The organism is Chromobacterium haemolyticum (assembly GCF_002081825.1).
Taxonomy (GTDB): domain Bacteria; phylum Pseudomonadota; class Gammaproteobacteria; order Burkholderiales; family Chromobacteriaceae; genus Chromobacterium; species Chromobacterium fluminis.
Map to the genome: position 1 here is coordinate 19,208 of NZ_MUKU01000021.1, position 15,845 is coordinate 35,052.

The window sequence follows — 15,845 nt, forward strand, 5'->3', positions numbered from 1 at the left end:
GGCGACTTCAAAAACAACACATAACAACCATTAATTAGCGGAAGGGGAAGCCGTTTGATTTTCCTGCATGAATTGTCTCAGGCTCAACGGACGCATATCCGTCCAATTCTTTTCAATATAGTCCAGACACTCCTGTTCTCCTCCGCTGACGCCAAGAGAACGCCAGCCGGCGGGTATTTCGCGATATTCCGGCCATATCGAATATTGCTCTTCATGATTCATCACCACGATGTATTTGGTTTCATTCATTGCGTCCTGCGTCATAAGCACCTCCATGCCGTCGCTAGAAAATTAAGACAGTTCCAAACAAATAATTTATTCAACCAAAACATTGCTAATTGGAATTGTTTAAATCGGAGAATACCGACCCACAAAACCCGCCAAAGAATATACCGCACAAATTGAATATTTTTACAGACCTCGAAAAATAATCGAAATCAAATCGGGCGCGATAAACGCGCAGCCCGATGGGCGACGACAACACATCACCTGGAAAGCCATTGAAATGAGCGTTAGCGATTGGAACGATAACGATCTGGACCTTCTCGACCATTTGCTGGAACAAGAGCTGGACGTCTTGCCCCCGTCCCCCGCGCCCGTGGACGGCGGACGGATTCCGCGCGGCGACGCCGCCTCCGGCCCGCTGTCCTTTCAGCAGCAGCGGCTCTGGTTTCTACACCAGCTCAGCGCCGGCGCCGCCGCCTACAATATCTGCTCCGCCTTCCGCCTCAGCGGCGCCTTGCAGGCGGACGCGCTATGCCGGGCTTTCGATTGCGTGGTGACGCGCCACGCCTCCCTGCGCACCGCCATTCGCGAAGTGGACGGCGTGGCGACGCAAATCCCGCAGCCCGCCGGCCGCGCCTTTATCGATCGACTGGACTGGTCCGCCTTGCCGGCCGAAGAAGCCGCGTCCCGGCTGGAAACGCTGGCGCGCCGGGAAAGCGCTCACGCCTTCGACCTGTCCTCCGGCCAGCCGCTGCGCATCGCGCTGGTGAAGCTGGCGGCGGACGAGCACGCGGTGGTGCTGACCCTGCACCACATCGTCGGCGACGCCTGGTCCCTGGCGGTGCTGATGGACGAAGCCGCCAGCGCCTACGCCGCGCTCAGCCGCGGCCTCGCGCCGGATCTGCCAGAGCTGCCCATCCAGTACCTGGACTACGCGCGCTGGCAGCATGCCTGCGGCCGACAAGATCGCTGGGACGCCGACCTCGCCTATTGGAAAGCCCAGCTAGCCGGCCTGCCCACGCTGGAACTGCCCACCGACAAGCCCCGCCCGCCGGTGCAAAGCTTCGACGGTGCCACCGTGGGCTTCGACATCGGCGCCGATACCGCCGAGCGCCTGCGCCGGCTGGCGGCGGCCGAGCGCACCACGCTGTTCTGCCTGCTGCTGTCCGCCTTCCAGGCGCTGCTGGCCCGCCACGCGCGCCAGGACGACCTGGCCATCGGCACCTCGCTGGCCGGACGCGAGCGGGTGGAAACCGAGGGGCTGATCGGCTTCTTCGCCAATATGCTGGTGATCCGCGCCCGCATCGGCCCGGAAGACAGCTTCCGCCAGTTCGCCCGCCGGCAATCCGACGTCATGCGCGACGCCGTCGAACACGCCGCGGTGCCCTACGACCAACTGGTCGGCGCGCTGGGCCAGGCCAGCCGCGATCCCAGCCGCAACCCGCTGTTCCAGGTCGCCTTCACCCTGCTCAACATCCCGGCGGCGATGCCGACGCTGGACGGGCTGCGGCTGACCCCGGTGCTCAGCCAGGAGGCCGCCCGCTTCGACCTTGAGCTGTTCATGCGCGAGACCGAGGACGGCCTGTCCGGCGCCTTCTCCTACAACACCGCGCTGTTCGAGCGGCTCTCCGTCGAGCGCCTCGCCGAACAACTTAGCCTGCTGCTGGACGCCGCCGGCCGCCAGCCGGACGCGCCGCTGGCCGCGCTGCCGCTGACCACGCCGCAACAGGCCGCCTCCCTGCTGACGCTGCCGCTGCGCGCCGCCGCGCGCGATGGCGTACCGGTGCACCGCGCCTTCAGCCGTTTCGCCGCGATGCAAGCCGACGCCGCAGCGCTGCGCTGCGACGGCCGAGAGCTCAGTTACGGCGAACTGGAACGGCTGTCGGACACCGCCGCGCGGCGGCTGGCGGCTGCCGGCGTGCGGCCCGGCGATCCCGTCGGCCTGTGGCTGACGCCCTCGTTCGAACTGATGATCGGCGTGCTGGCCGCGCTCAAGGCCGGCGCCGGCTATGTGCCGATGGACCCGGCCTATCCGGCCGACCGCATCCGCTACATCCTTGAGGACAGCGGCGCGCGCGCCGTGCTCAGCACCGAGGCGCTGGCGCCTACGCTGCCGCCCTTCGCCGGCCCGCTGCTGACTCTGGACGCGGCGGAGCCCGCGCCGTCGGCCGCGCTGCCGGCCGGCGACGACCCGGACGGCCTGGCCTACATCATCTACACCTCCGGCTCCACCGGCCGGCCTAAAGGCGTGGCGGTCAGCCACCGCAACTGCGCCCGGCTGTTCTCCGGCAGCGCCGAGCTGTTCCAGTTCGGCCCGCGCGAAGTGTGGACGCTGTTCCACTCCTACGCCTTCGACTTCTCCGTATGGGAAATCTGGGGCGCGCTGGCCCACGGCGGCGTGCTGCTGATTGTGCCGCCACTGCTGGCCCGCTCCTCGGACGCCTTTTACCAGCTGTTGTGCGAGGAAAAAGTCACCGTGCTGAGCCAGACCCCGTCGGCCTTCCGCCAATTGATGGCCGCCGAGGAGGCAAACCCGCGCGAAGGCGATCTGGCGCTGCGCTACGTCGTCTTCGGCGGCGAGGCGCTGGACCTCAGCAGCCTGGAGCCCTGGCTGGACCGTCACGGCGACGACTACCCGCGGTTGATCAATATGTACGGCATCACCGAAACCACCGTGCACGTGACCTTCCGCCGCATCGGCCTGCCCGAGATCAAGCGCAAGCTGGGCAGCGTGATCGGCGCGCCTCTCCCCGACCTGTGCATCCGCCTGCTGGACGATGCGCTGCAGCCGGTGCCGCCGGGCATGGTGGGCGAAATCCACGTCGGCGGCGCCGGCGTTGCGCTGGGCTACGTCAATCAGCCGGAGCTGAGCGCCCAACGCTTCATGCCGGATCCGCACCTGGACAGCGGCCTGCGCTTCTACCGCAGCGGCGATCTGGCCCGCGTCACCCCGCGCGGCGAACTGGAATACCGCGGCCGCGCCGACCAACAGGTCAAGCTGCGCGGCTTCCGCATCGAAACCGCCGAAATCCAGGCCTTGCTCAGCCAGCACCCGGCGGTGGCGGAAGCCGCCGTGGTGGTGCGCGGCGAAGGCGATCAGGCGCGTCTGGTCGCCTATGTCGCCAAGCGTAGCGGCCTGGAAGCCGCCGCCGCCAAGGACAAGGAAAAGGGCTGGCTGCCCGCCTTCGACATGATCTACGAGGACGCGCCGGCCGAGGACGCCGACCTCGATCTGGTCGGCTGGACCGACTCCTACGACAACGCCCTGATTCCCGCCGCCCACATGCGGCGCTGGCGCGACGAGATCCTGAGCCGCATCCGCGCGTTGCATCCGCGCCGGGTGCTGGAAATCGGCGTCGGCAGCGGCATGCTGTTGCTCGCCGTCGCCCCGGACAGCGAGCGCTACCACGGCCTGGACTTCTCCGCCCGCGCGCTGGAGCGCCTGGGCCGCACCGTGGCGGCGCGCGGCCTGAACCAGGTGAAGCTGGAGCGGCGCGAAGCCCGCGACCTGGCCGGCCTGCCGGACGACTTCGACACCGTGATCATCAATTCCGTGGCGCAATACTTCCCCGACGCCGCCTACTTCCTGGACGTGGTGGACCAGGCGCTGGCGCGGCTGCGTCCGGGCGGCAAACTGCTGCTGGGCGACCTGCGCCACCTGGGCATGCTGCGGCACTTCCAGGCCAGCCGCCTGCTGCACCGCCTGCCCGCCGCCGCCCGCCCGACGCGGGCGGAACTGCGCCGTCAACTGGACGCGCTGATCGCGGAAGAAAAGGAACTGCTGGTGGACCCGGCGCTGTTCCGCCGGCTGGCGCGCCGCCGCGGCGACATCGCCGCGATAGAAATCCGCCTGAAAGAAGACGGCGGCGACTGCGAACTGACCACCTATCGCTACGACGTGGTGCTGAGCAAGGGCGCGCCGAACGCCGCTCCCGCCCCTGATGCGCGGCGCCCGCGGTCCGGCCTGGCCAACCGCCGCGCCGCCGAGGTCAACCGCTTCCTCGCCTGGCTGGATCATGATCAGGTCAACAGCACGGCCGACGACGAAACCGCCGACGGTCAGCCCTGGCGGGCGCAAGCGCTGCCCGACACCGCCGAGCCCGCGGAGCTGTTGGCGGCGGCCGCCGCCGACGGCCTGGCCGCGCGCCTCTGCTGGAGCGAAAACGCCGCCGACGGCCGGTTCGACCTGGCGCTGGCCGCCACCGCCGACGCCTTGCCCGCGCTGCCGCTGGAGCGGCTGGACGGCGGCGACGACGGCGAGCCCGCCGACTGCTTCAACACCCCGGCGCAAAGCCAGCCGCGCGACGCGCTGGGGCCGGAATTGCGCCGTCATCTCGCCTCGCGCCTGCCCGACTACATGCTGCCCGCCGCCTTCGTCACGCTGGACAAGCTGCCGCTGACCCATAGCGGCAAACTGGATTGGCGCGCGCTGCCCGAACCCGGCCAGTCCGAACAAGGCGGCGTCGATGCCGGTGCGCCGCCGCGCAGCCGCGCCGAAAGCGAGGTGGCCCGCATCTGGGGCGAAGTGCTGGGCGCCGGCGGCCTGGGCCGCGAACAAAACTTCTTCGAAGCCGGCGGCCATTCGCTGCTGGCCACCCGGGTCATGTCCCGGCTGCGCGCCGAATTCGGCGTCGAACTACCCCTGCGCACCTTGTTTGAACACCCGACGGTGGCCGAATTCGCCGTTGCCCTGGCGGAACGCGTCGAGCTGGAAGACCCGGTCGCGCCGGCGTCCGCGCCGGAATGCCGCATCCCCCTGGCGGACCGCTCGCGGCCGCTGCCGGCCTCCTTCGCCCAGCAGCGCTTCTGGTTCCTGGAGCGGCTGGACCAGAGCGAAAACGGCGTCTACAACATCGCCCAGGGCCTGCGCCTGCGCGGCCGCCTGAACCACGCCGCGCTGCGCGCCGCGCTGGCCGGCGTGGTCCGCCGCCACGAGGCGCTGCGCACCCGTTTCGCACTGAGCGACGGCGAGCTGCGGCAAATCGTCGAAAACGGCGACGGGCCGGAACTGCAAGAACAGACGCTGCGCGTGGCCGCCGGCGAGAGCCTGGACGCGGCGCTGAATCGCGCCGCCGAAGCCTTCGCCCGGCCCAAATTCGACCTGGAGGCCGCGCCGCCGCTGCGCTTCGCCCTGCTGAGTATCGCGCCGGACGACGCCGCTTTGCTGATCGCGCTTCACCATGCTCTGTCCGACGGCTGGTCGCTGGGGGTGCTGGTGCGGGAGTTCGGCGAACTGTACGCCGCCGCGCTGGAGCAACGCCCGCCCCGCCTGCCCGCCCTGCCCATCCAATACGGCGACTTCGCCCAATGGCAACGCGACGCCCTGGCCGGCGAGCGCTTCGAACACATGCTGGCGCGCTGGAAAACGCGCCTGGCCGACGCCCCGGCGGAACTGGAGCTGCTGGGCGACCGGCCGCGCGGCATGGGCGCCATCGGCCGCCCGCGCCGCGGGCGCTTCGTCCGCTTCAGCTTCTCGCCGGCGGAAACCCAGAGCTTGCGCCGGCTGGCCGAGCGCGCCGGCGGCACGCTGTACATGGTGCTGCTGGCCGGCTACGCCGAACTGCTGTCGCGCTACAGCGGCCAGCGCGATCTGGTGATAGGCAGCCCCATCGCCAACCGCCAGCACGCGGACCTGGAGGGCCTGATCGGCTGCTTCGTCAATACCCTGGCGCTGCGCGTCGATCTGAGCGGCGCGCCCAGCGCGCTGCAATTGCTGGCGCGGGTGCGCGATGTAGTGCTGGAAGCCTACGAACTGCAAGACCTGCCCTTTGAAACCATCGTCGACGCGCTGCGGCTGGATCGCTCGCTGACGCGCAACCCGCTGTTCCAGACCATGCTGGTGCTGCAAAACGCGCCGCTGGACACGCTGCGCCTGCCGGGGCTGGAGCTGGAAACCCTGTCCAGCGACGACAGCTCCCCGCGCTTCGACCTGACCCTGACCCTGCACGAAGCCGACGGCGGCTTGCAGGCGATACTGGAATACGACGTCGACCTGTTCGAGGAAGCCGGCGCGCGCCGCCTGGCCTCCCGCTTGCAACGCTTGCTGCTGGCCATGGCCGCGCAGCCGGAGCAAGCGCCGTCGCGCCTGGCGCTGCTGGACGCGGACGAAACCCGGCGGCTGCTGGAACAAGACGATGAAGCGGCGTCCGCACCGGCCACCCTGCTGCCCCTGATAGAGGCCAGCGCCGCCGCCGCGGCGGAAGCGACGGCCTTGAGCGACGAGCGCCGCAGCCTGAGCTATGGCGAACTCAACCGCCGCGCCAATCAACTGGCGCGACGCCTGATCGCCCTCGGCGTCGGCCCGGAGGACATCGTCGCCATCGCGCTGCCGCGCTCCGCCGACACCGTGGTGGCCTTGCTTGCAGCGTTGAAAGCCGGCGCGGCCTATCTGCCACTGGACCTGGACTACCCCCCGGCCCGCATCGCCTTCATGTTGAAGGACGCCGCCCCGCGCTGCGTGCTGACCCTGAGCGACGCCACGCTGCCGAACGGCGCGGCGCGGCTGGATTTTGACGACCCGGCCCTGCAAGCGCAGCTGGCCTCGCTGCCTGACGGCAACCCCGCCGACCACGAGCGCGTCCGCCCGCTGCGGCCCAGCCACCCCGCCTACCTGATCTACACCTCAGGCTCCACCGGCGCCCCCAAGGGCGTGGCGATCCAGCACGGCAATCTACACGCCTCCACCGCCGCCCGGCTCGCCTTCTATCCTGCGGAGCTGTCGCGCCCGGGCACCGCCTTCCTGCTGCTGCCCTCCTTCTCCTTCGATAGCTCGGTGGCCCTGCTGTTCTGGTCGCTGGCCTGCGGCGGCCGGCTGATCGTCAGCCGCGCCGGCGGCCAACTGGAACCCGGCTACCTGGCCGGCCTGGTGGAACGCGAGCGGGCCGAGGTCTGGCTCAGCCTGCCCTCGCTGTACCGGACCGTGGCGCAAGCCCAGCCCACCGGCTGGGGCGGATCGCTGCGCGCGGTGCTGTTCGGCGGCGAAGCGGTAACGGCCGGCGACCTGATAGGCGAGGGCCGACGCTTCTACAACGAATACGGCCCCACCGAGGCCACCGTCTGGGGCACCGCGACGGAAATCGCCTTGCGCGACGGCCAGCCCGTCGACATCGGCCGCGCCATCCCCGGCTACCGCGCCTATATCCTGGACGAAGCCTTGCAGCCGACGGCGCCCGGCCTGGCCGGCGAACTCTATCTCGCCGGCCCCGGCGTCGCCCGCGGCTATCTGCGCCGCCCGCGGCTGACCGCAGAACGCTTTCTCCCCAACCCCTTCCGGGACGGCGAGCGGATCTACCGCACCGGGGACCGCGCCCGCTGGCTGGCCGACGGCCGCATCGAATATCTGGGTCGCGGCGACCAACAGCTGAAGCTGCGCGGCTACCGCATCGAAACCGGCGAAATCGAAGCCGCGCTCAGCGCGCAGCCCGGCATCGCCGCCGCCGCGGTGGCCTTGCACCACGCGCCGCCCGCCGCCGCGCGGCTGGTGGGCTATCTGGTGCCGACGGACGGCGAGGCGGACACCGCCGCGCTGCGCCGCGCGCTGGCCGAACAACTGCCGGAATACATGATTCCCAGCGCCTGGGTTAGCCTGACGGCGCTGCCGCTGACGCCCAACGGCAAGCTGGACCGCCGCGCGCTGCCGGCGCCGGCACTGGCCGCACGCGCCTACCGCGCGCCGAGCACCCCGTTGGAAAAACAACTGGCCGCGCTGTTCGCCGCCACGCTGGGCCTGCCGAACATAGGCGTGGACGATAGCTTCTTCGACATGGGCGGCCACTCGCTGCTAACGCTGCAACTGCTGTCCCGCGTCCGCGAGGAACTGGGCGTGGAGCTGCCGCTGGCCTCGCTATTCACCTCCGGCACCGTCGCCGAGTTCGCCCGGCTGGTTCAGGAGGCCGGCCAAACCGCCGCGCCGTCGGTGCTGGTGCCAATCCGGACCGATGGCGACGAAGCCACCTTGCTGCTGGTCCACGACGGCTCCGGCCAGATCATCGGCTATCAAAAACTGGTGGAGCAGCTGTCGCCGCGCTGGCGCGTCTACGGCCTGCAAGCCGCGGGACTGGACCCGACCGTCGCGTCCGACGACAGCGTGACGGCCATGGCCGCGCGCTACGCCGCCGCCGTGCTGCAAGCCGGCCTGACCGGACCGTTGATCCTGGCCGGCCATTCCTTCGGCGCGGCGGTGGCGGCGGAACTGGCGCGGCGGCTGGTCGAGGCCGGCGTTGAAGTCAGCCTGCTGGCGGCGCTGGACGCGCCGCCGCGCCCGGACGCCGGCTTCCTGAACGAGCTGCCCCAGGACGAAGCCGGGCTGCTGCATTACATGGCCCGCACCGTGGAAATCGCCACCGGCAAAACGCTGGCCGTCTCGGAGGACATGCTGCGGCCGCTAGACCGCGCCGGCCGCTTCGCGCTGCTCAGCCGGCAGGTACAGGCCTCCGGCCTGTTCCCCCAGGGCATGGACCCGCGCCGGGTGGAAGCCATGTTCGACGTCTACCGCGCCAACCTGCTCAGCCTGCGCGGCCACCAGCCGCAAACCGCGCCCTGCCCGGTGGCGGTGTGGATCACCGACGGCCTGGCCGCCGCCACGGCCGGACCGGCCGACCTGGGCTGGTCCGACTACGCCGCCGGCCCCGTCCAGGTGTTCCGCGCCGCCGGCGAACACGCCGACATGCTGCGCGAACCGCATGTGGCCGGGCTGGCGGACAGCCTGGAGCGCGCGATGCGAGAACGCCATGTCTAAGCCCATGTCCGCCGCCCTCGCCGCCCCGCAGTCCTCGCTCTGGCGCGACCGGCGCTTTCTCTGGCTCTCCGCCGCCTGGTTCTGCGCCATCCTGGGCCAGCAGACCGCGCTGATCGCCCTGCCCTGGCTGGTGCTGCAGCTGGGCGGCGACGGCCTCGCCCTCGGCCTGGTCGTCACCGCGATGGAGCTGCCGCGCGCGGTGTTCATCATCGTCGGCGGCGCAGTGGCGGACCGGTACTCGCCGCGGCGGGTGTTTCAGTGCTCGCTGCTGTGCTGCGCGGCGCTGCTGGCCCTGCTCGGCTACGCCGCCTACCGCGGCGGCCTGCCGCTGGCCTGGCTCTACCCCTTCGCCGCGGCGATGGGCGTGGTTGCCGCCTTCACCGGGCCGTCCGCCGCCGCGCTGCTGCCCAACACCGTGCCGGAAGAAAAGCTGCAACAGGCCAACTCCGTGTTCATGGCGGTCAACCAGCTCACCTTGCTGACCGGCCCCATGCTGGCCGGCGCGCTGATAGCCCTGCCCGGCGTCCGCGCCGGCGGCGGCCTGGGACTCGCCTTCCTGCTGGGCGCCGCCTGCTTCCTGAGCGCCGGCCTGATGCTCAGCCGGCTGCGGCCCCGCGCCGCCGCCGCGCAAGTGCAATCGGCGCAATCCGCCGCCGGCATCCTGCGCGCCATCCGCCGCGGCGCCGCCTGGACCTGGGGCGACGCCACCCTGCGCGCGCTGTTCTTCTACTGGGCGGTGATCGCCTTCCTGACCGCCGGCCCCATCCAGATCGGCCTGCCGCTGCTGGTCAAAACCGCGATGGGCCTGGACGCCGGCCATTTCGGCACCCTGCTGTCCGCGCAAGGCGCGGGCAGCCTGCTGGGCATGGCCTTGCTCAGCCTGCTGCCGCTCAAGGCCCTGGGCCGGCTGGGATGGATGGTATTCTGCGCGGACGCCCTGATGGGAGCGCTGATCATCGGCCTGGGCCTGTCCCCCGCGTTTGCCGCCAGTTGCGCGATGATGTTCCTGATCGGCCTCTTCGGCGGCCTGGTGCAAGTCCGGCTGATGGCCTGGATCCAGGCCCGCATCCCGGCGGAAATGCGCGGCCGGGTCATGAGTTTTTTGATGTTCATGATGGCGGCGGTCACGCCCTTGTCCACCACGCTGGCCGGCGTGAGCCTGGCGTCCGCGCCGGTGCGCGCCTTGTTCGCCGGCGCCGGCCTGCTGCTGATCGGCGTCGCCGTGCTGGCGCTGTGCAGCCCCCGGCTGCGCGCCATCGGCGCGCCCGGCGGCTCAGGCCCGGCGAAGCTCCACCCCAACCCTTCCCTGCAAACAGGAGACTGAATCGATGCACCCCTCACCCTGGCTCCAGCGCCAGTCCGCCAGCCAGCCGCCGCGGCTGCGCCTGTATTGCTTTCCCTACGCCGGCGGCCACGCCGGCGCCTATGCCGGCTGGCAAAGCCGCCTGCCTCCTGAAGTGGAAGTCTGCGCCGCGCAACTGCCCGGCCGCGCCGCCCGTTTCCGCGAAGCCGGCTTCAAGGCGCTGCCGCCGCTGGTGGACGCGCTGGCGCGGGAGCTCCCGCTGGACGACGCCCCACCCTTCGTCTTCTTCGGCCACAGCATGGGCGGGCTGATCGCCTTCGAATTGACGCGGCTACTGCGCGCCCAAGGCCGGCCCCTGCCGCAGCGGCTGATCGTGTCCGGCTGCGACGCGCCGCAACACCGCCAGCCGCCGCGCATGCTGCACCGGATGGACGACGACGGCTTCATCGACGCGCTGCGCGACTACAACGGCACGCCCGCGGAGATCCTGGCCCACCGGGAAATGATGGACCTGCTGCTGCCCACCCTGCGCACCGATTTCGAACTGGTGGAAACCTATCGCTACCAGCCGGCCCCGCCGCTCTCCCTGCCCATCACCGTGCTGGCCGGGCGCAACGACCGTCAACGCCTGCCGGAACAAACCGAAGGTTGGCAACGGGAAACCGCCGCACCCGCGCGCGTCCACTGGTTCGACGGCGACCACTTCTTCATCGCCAGCGCCCGGGACGCCGTGCTCGCCCGCCTTAACAGCGAACTCGCCGAGACGCTGTCCAGCCCTGCCGCCGCCATGCCGGACCTTGCCTAAGACCCGCTAATAAAACCCCTGATCCTGCGTTGCGCCTCCTTGCCGTACTACTTGTACTGCCTGCGTCGGCGCGCCTTGGCTCAGGTTCTCTGCGAGGTTTTGTTAGCGGCTCTAAGAACCTGCTTACGATCTGCTGCGCGTTGTGGAGCGTTACACGATGTGTTTGCCTTGTCTCGCTCTTGCGCGCGAGATCGTAAACAGACTCTAAGCCGCAGCCGCCCGACGAAACGCCGGGCGCAAGCGCGCCCGGCCTCGCTGCGCCGCCATAGCGGACGCCCGCCCCTTGCCTCCCCGCTGCAAGCACGTGATAATCCGGCCGTGCTGTGCATCAGCACCGGGCTTGGCAGCTCGAATCAGTAAGGCGGACAGCCGCCGCACGCGGCATTTTTACGTCCGTTACACACCACAGGGTAAGTCTTACGCTAAGGCTGGCCGTGGTGGGGGCGTGCTTGCACGCGCCGGGTCCTTACTGCCGGTCTGCCAACCCTGCCACGCGCCTGTCTCCACGCTTGGCAGCGAAGGGGGCAGGTTTAATGCTCAGTAAGGAGTCATCGTCATGACTAGCCCCGTTCATCTCCATCACACCCCATCACTCTCCACCCTGCTGTTCCAACTGAAAAACTTGCGCCAGCAGGATGCCACGCTCCACCCAATCGACCCACTATTACGGCAGCTCGACGAGTACTGCGAACAATTCGAACACAACGCCCGGCTGATCAGCCTGGAACTCGACCAGACCAGCACCGCCCTAAGCGCGCTGACGGCCATGCTGGAGCAATCCAAGCTCGACATGCTGGAATGCGAGCAGGTGTATTGCTTGCTGGAACCCTTCGCCCGCCGTTTGCGACAGACCACAGTGCAGATACAGGAACTGGCTTAAGCCTTATAAACGCCCAAAGCCCCAGTAGGGGCTTTGGTGGGAAGGCTGGGATTAGCATGTTGGCATGAAGCAACATCCTGAATCCGCCCGCTCGCGGCCATGTGAAATTTTTTCAAAAGTGCTTGACGCTCAAAAGCCGGATCTATATTATTCCGCTTCTCGCAAGACACAACGTCTCGCGAAACAGCGCACCCGTAGCTCAGTTGGATAGAGTATCTGGCTACGAACCAGAGGGTCGGGCGTTCGAATCGCTCCGGGTGCGCCACACTAGTGTCCCTATAGTTTAGCGGTTAGAACACCGCCCTTTCACGGCGGTAGCCGGGGTTCGATTCCCCGTGGGGACGCCACTAGCACCCGTAGCTCAGTTGGATAGAGTATCTGGCTACGAACCAGAGGGTCGGGCGTTCGAATCGCTCCGGGTGCGCCACAATTTAAGTCCCTATAGTTTAGCGGTTAGAACACCGCCCTTTCACGGCGGTAGCCGGGGTTCGATTCCCCGTGGGGACGCCAGCTTTCTCAAGAAGCCCGTCATGGCAACATGACGGGTTTTTTGTTGTTTCCGCCAGGCGGCCATCCGGCCGCCCCGGCTTACCCCTCCGCCCAGGCCAGCGTCGCCCTATACCCCTCCGGCGCCTCCAGCGCCCAGGCCCTTGTCGCCGGCCAACGTTCGGGCGCGGCAATCCGCAACGGCAGTTCCTTATCCGTCAGTTCCAAGGCCTCGAACGCGGACAGGTGCTGGGCAATGCCCACGCCCCAGGCTTTCAGCACCGCCTCCTTGATGGTCCACAACTGGAAAAAAGCCGCCACATCCCGCCCGTGTCCGCATAGTTCCAACTCCCCCGGCAGCAAGGTCTGCTCCGCCAGCGCCGGCACGTCGCGCATGGGCTGCACCGTTTCGATGTCCACCCCCACTTGCCCGCCGCGCGCGATGGCGATCAGCGCGTAAGCGCCGGAATGGGACACATTGAAGACAGGCGCTCCGGGCCAAGCCAAGACTGGCTTGCCGTGTGCTCCCAGCTCAAACATCAGCGCGTCCGGCGCCAGGCCGGTTTCTTGCGCCAACAGCCGCCGCAAGGCCAGCCGGGTCAGGGCGAACTGCAACTGATTGATGGCGCGCAGATAGCGCAGGCAGCGCTTGCGCTCGTCCTGACTCAAACCCGCCAGTAGCGCCTCGTCCACCGGCCAATCCACATCCAGCCTCACGCGGTACAAGCTCAAGGCCTGCGGCGCGCCCGCCGGGCAAGGCAAGGGCTTGATCAAAGCGTTCAGTTCCATCCGCCTCTCCGCGCAAAACCGCCATTATCCCCGGCCTGCGCCGGCTCGGCCACGCCGTTTTGTGACCCCCGCGCCACAGCCCCGCCCTTTTCGTTCGCCTGAAGGCCTTTTCCAGGTTGAATTCGATAATGAGAATCGTTACCATTTGGCCATGGATAAATTCATGCACGCCCACACCGCCTCCAAGTCCGGCTCCGGAACCGGCGCTGCCAGCCTGTCCCCGGTGCTGCGCAGCTGCGAGCTGTTCGCCAAAGGCAAGGAAATCCTGATCGAACATCAGGGCGAGATGTACCGCTTGCAGTTGACCCGCAACGGCAAGCTCATCCTGATCAAATAGGTCCTAGACCACTACACACCGCAAGCCAGCCAAAATCAGCCAGCCAGCGGAAGCACCCAACCTTAGGAAGTTTGGAGTTTCCATGGCCTTATTTCGCGCCACCCCCTTGGTTCTGAGCCTGGCCGCCGCCTGGCCCGCGCTGGCGGCGACGCCGGCGGAACTGGAGACCGTTCAGGTCACCGCTCACCGCAGCAGCAAGCCGCTGGCGGAAACCGCCCCCAACGCCAGCGTGATCTCGCGCCACAAACTGGACGATCAACTGGTGCGCGACATCGCCGACGCGGTCAAATATGAGCCCGGCGTGGAAGTGGCCACCGATCCGGCGCGCCGCGGCAACGCCGGTTACACCATCCGCGGCATCGACGGCAACCGCATCCTGATGCTGATCGACGGCATCCGTCTGCCGGAATCCTATGCCGGCGGCGGCAGCAATAACGGAGCCGTTTCCGGCCGCGATTACGTGGAACTGGAAACCCTGCGCGCCATCGACATCGTCAAGGGACCCACTTCCAGCCTGTACGGCTCCGACGCCATCGGCGGCGTGGTGGGCTACCGCACCAAGACCGTGGACGACTTCGTGCCGGAAGAACAAGGCGTGGGCGGCAGCGTCAAGGGCTTTGGCGGCACCGCCAACAATGGCTGGGGCAGCAGTGCCGGCGTGGGCGTCAAGGGCGAGCACGCCGATCTGATGCTGCTCTACACCCATCGCAACGGCCACGAAACCGACAACCAGGGCAATAACGACAGCAGCGGCACGCTGCGCACCAAGCCGAATCCGCAAAGCTGGGACAGCGACAATGTGCTGGCCAAGCTGGGCTTCAAGCCGGCCGCCAACCAGCGGCTGGAGCTGACGCTGGAGCACTACCGGCGCGACACCGACAGTCATCTGCTGAACGCCTTGGGCCCCGGCCCGCGCAATGCCTACGTCGTCACCAACAATCAGGCCAAAGACCGCACCCAGCGCGACCGCGCGTCACTGGCCTGGGAAGGCAAGCAGTTGGGCGCTTTCGACCGCCTGGCGGTGAAGGCCTATTACCAGAAGCTGGACAACGCCGACACCAACACGGAATGGCGCAGCAACGGTCTGCGCATCTTGTCCGACTACGGCTTCAAGCAGGACAGCTATGGCTTGACCCTGGAAGCCGAGCACAATTTCCAGGCGCTGTCCGCCAAACACCAGCTCTTGTGGGGCGCGGACTTAAGCCGCACCGACACCAGCCGTCCGCGCATCAAGACCCAATACAATCCGAACGGCAGCACCAGCAATATCGTCGACGGGGAAACCTACCCCAACAAGACCTTCCCGGATAGCCACTCCGAGCGCATCGGCCTGTTTGTCCAGGACGAGATCAAGTTCGGCAACGGCCTGGTGGCCTCGCCCTCTCTGCGCTGGGATCACTACAAGATGACGCCGCAGCCGGACCAGGCTTTCGCCAATGGCAACTCCAACAACTACCAGGTACCCACCTTCAAGGACAGCGCCTTCTCGCCCAAGCTGGGCCTGAGCCTGCCGTTCGCCGATCACTACACCGGCTTCCTGCAGTTCTCCTCCGGCTTCCGCGCGCCGCCGTTCGACGACGCCAATATGGCCTTCACCAACCTGATTCAACGCTATCAAGTGCTGCCCAACCCCAATCTCAAGTCCGAAAGCAGCCGCGGCGTGGAACTGGGGCTGAAAGGCCAGTGGGACAGCGTTGACTTCGGCGTCACCGCCTATGCCAACCGCTACAAGGACTTCATCGATCGTGCCGACATCGGCATGATCAACGGCTTGTCCGCCTTCCAATACCAGAACATCGGCGAAGTCGAGATCAAGGGCGTGGAAGGCCGCGCCGCCTGGCGCTTCGCGCCGAGCTGGCGCGCGATGGCGTCCATCACCTACACCCATGGCCAGAACAAGCAGAAGAACGAACCCTTGGCCAGCATCACCCCGCTGAACGCCACGCTGGGCCTGCGCTATGACCAAGCCGTCTTCGGCGCCGAAGCCTTGCTGAAATTGGCCAGCGCCAATGACCGCCTGCCCAATATCGAGCAACTGGGCAGCAGCCAGACCTCGCCGCCGTTCAAGGCTCCGGGCTACGCCGTGCTGGACCTGACCGCTTACTGGAAGCCGGCCAAGAACACCACGCTGCGCGCCGGCGTATTCAACGTCTTCGACCAGAAATACTGGAAGGCCGCCGATGTGCGCGGCAAGTCTAGCAGCGAGCGCGCGCTGGATCTGTTCACTCAGCCTGGCCGCAACATTAGCGCCAGCGTCGAATACACCTTCTAACCGCGAGCGCC

General features: G+C 67.9%; 8 protein-coding genes and 4 tRNA genes. 10 read left to right on the top strand and 2 right to left on the bottom strand.

The window, feature by feature from the left end; genetic code table 11:
• Positions 1-30: 30 nt before the first annotated feature.
• Positions 31-264: an MbtH family protein gene (locus B0T39_RS15665; RefSeq protein ID WP_043594131.1), complete on the bottom strand. Its 234-nt coding sequence runs from the start codon at positions 262-264 to the stop codon at positions 31-33.
• 241 nt (positions 265-505) lie between these two features.
• Here B0T39_RS15665 and hmlG point away from each other — a divergent pair, with 241 nt between their 5' ends.
• From hmlG to B0T39_RS15705, 8 genes are all read left to right on the top strand, one after another.
• A complete protein-coding gene (gene hmlG / locus B0T39_RS15670) occupies positions 506-8,962 on the top strand; it encodes a jagaricin-like haemolysin non-ribosomal peptide synthetase HmlG (protein ID WP_081548188.1) in 8,457 nt (2,818 codons plus the stop codon).
• A 4-nt stretch (positions 8,963-8,966) separates the two neighbouring features.
• Positions 8,967-10,286, top strand: coding sequence for a jagaricin export MFS transporter HmlH (hmlH, locus tag B0T39_RS15675; protein ID WP_439896894.1), 1,320 nt, complete (start codon positions 8,967-8,969; stop codon positions 10,284-10,286).
• A 4-nt stretch (positions 10,287-10,290) separates the two neighbouring features.
• Complete coding sequence (locus tag B0T39_RS15680) at positions 10,291-11,070, top strand: thioesterase II family protein (RefSeq protein ID WP_081548190.1); 780 nt, start codon at positions 10,291-10,293, stop codon at positions 11,068-11,070.
• A 556-nt stretch (positions 11,071-11,626) separates the two neighbouring features.
• Entirely contained in the window at positions 11,627-11,950 is a 324-nt protein-coding gene (locus tag B0T39_RS15685) for a hypothetical protein (protein WP_081548192.1), read from the top strand.
• A 188-nt stretch (positions 11,951-12,138) separates the two neighbouring features.
• Positions 12,139-12,215, top strand: a tRNA-Arg gene (locus B0T39_RS15690).
• A 7-nt stretch (positions 12,216-12,222) separates the two neighbouring features.
• Positions 12,223-12,297 (top strand) — tRNA-Glu (locus B0T39_RS15695).
• Positions 12,298-12,300: 3 nt separating this feature from the next.
• Positions 12,301-12,377 (top strand) — tRNA-Arg (locus tag B0T39_RS15700).
• An 8-nt stretch (positions 12,378-12,385) separates the two neighbouring features.
• Positions 12,386-12,460, top strand: a tRNA-Glu gene (locus B0T39_RS15705).
• 78 nt (positions 12,461-12,538) lie between these two features.
• Here B0T39_RS15705 and B0T39_RS15710 read toward each other — a convergent pair.
• Positions 12,539-13,225, bottom strand: a complete 687-nt coding sequence (locus B0T39_RS15710; protein ID WP_081548194.1) for a 4'-phosphopantetheinyl transferase family protein — start codon at positions 13,223-13,225, stop codon at positions 12,539-12,541.
• Between the two features lie 163 nt (positions 13,226-13,388).
• On the opposite strand from B0T39_RS15710, the gene hemP reads away from it, so the two are divergent.
• Both hemP and B0T39_RS15720 read left to right on the top strand, forming a co-directional pair.
• Complete coding sequence (hemP, locus tag B0T39_RS15715) at positions 13,389-13,562, top strand: hemin uptake protein HemP (protein ID WP_141111256.1); 174 nt, start codon at positions 13,389-13,391, stop codon at positions 13,560-13,562.
• An 82-nt stretch (positions 13,563-13,644) separates the two neighbouring features.
• Entirely contained in the window at positions 13,645-15,834 is a 2,190-nt protein-coding gene (locus B0T39_RS15720; RefSeq protein ID WP_081548199.1) for a TonB-dependent hemoglobin/transferrin/lactoferrin family receptor, read from the top strand.
• Positions 15,835-15,845 lie beyond the last annotated feature (11 nt).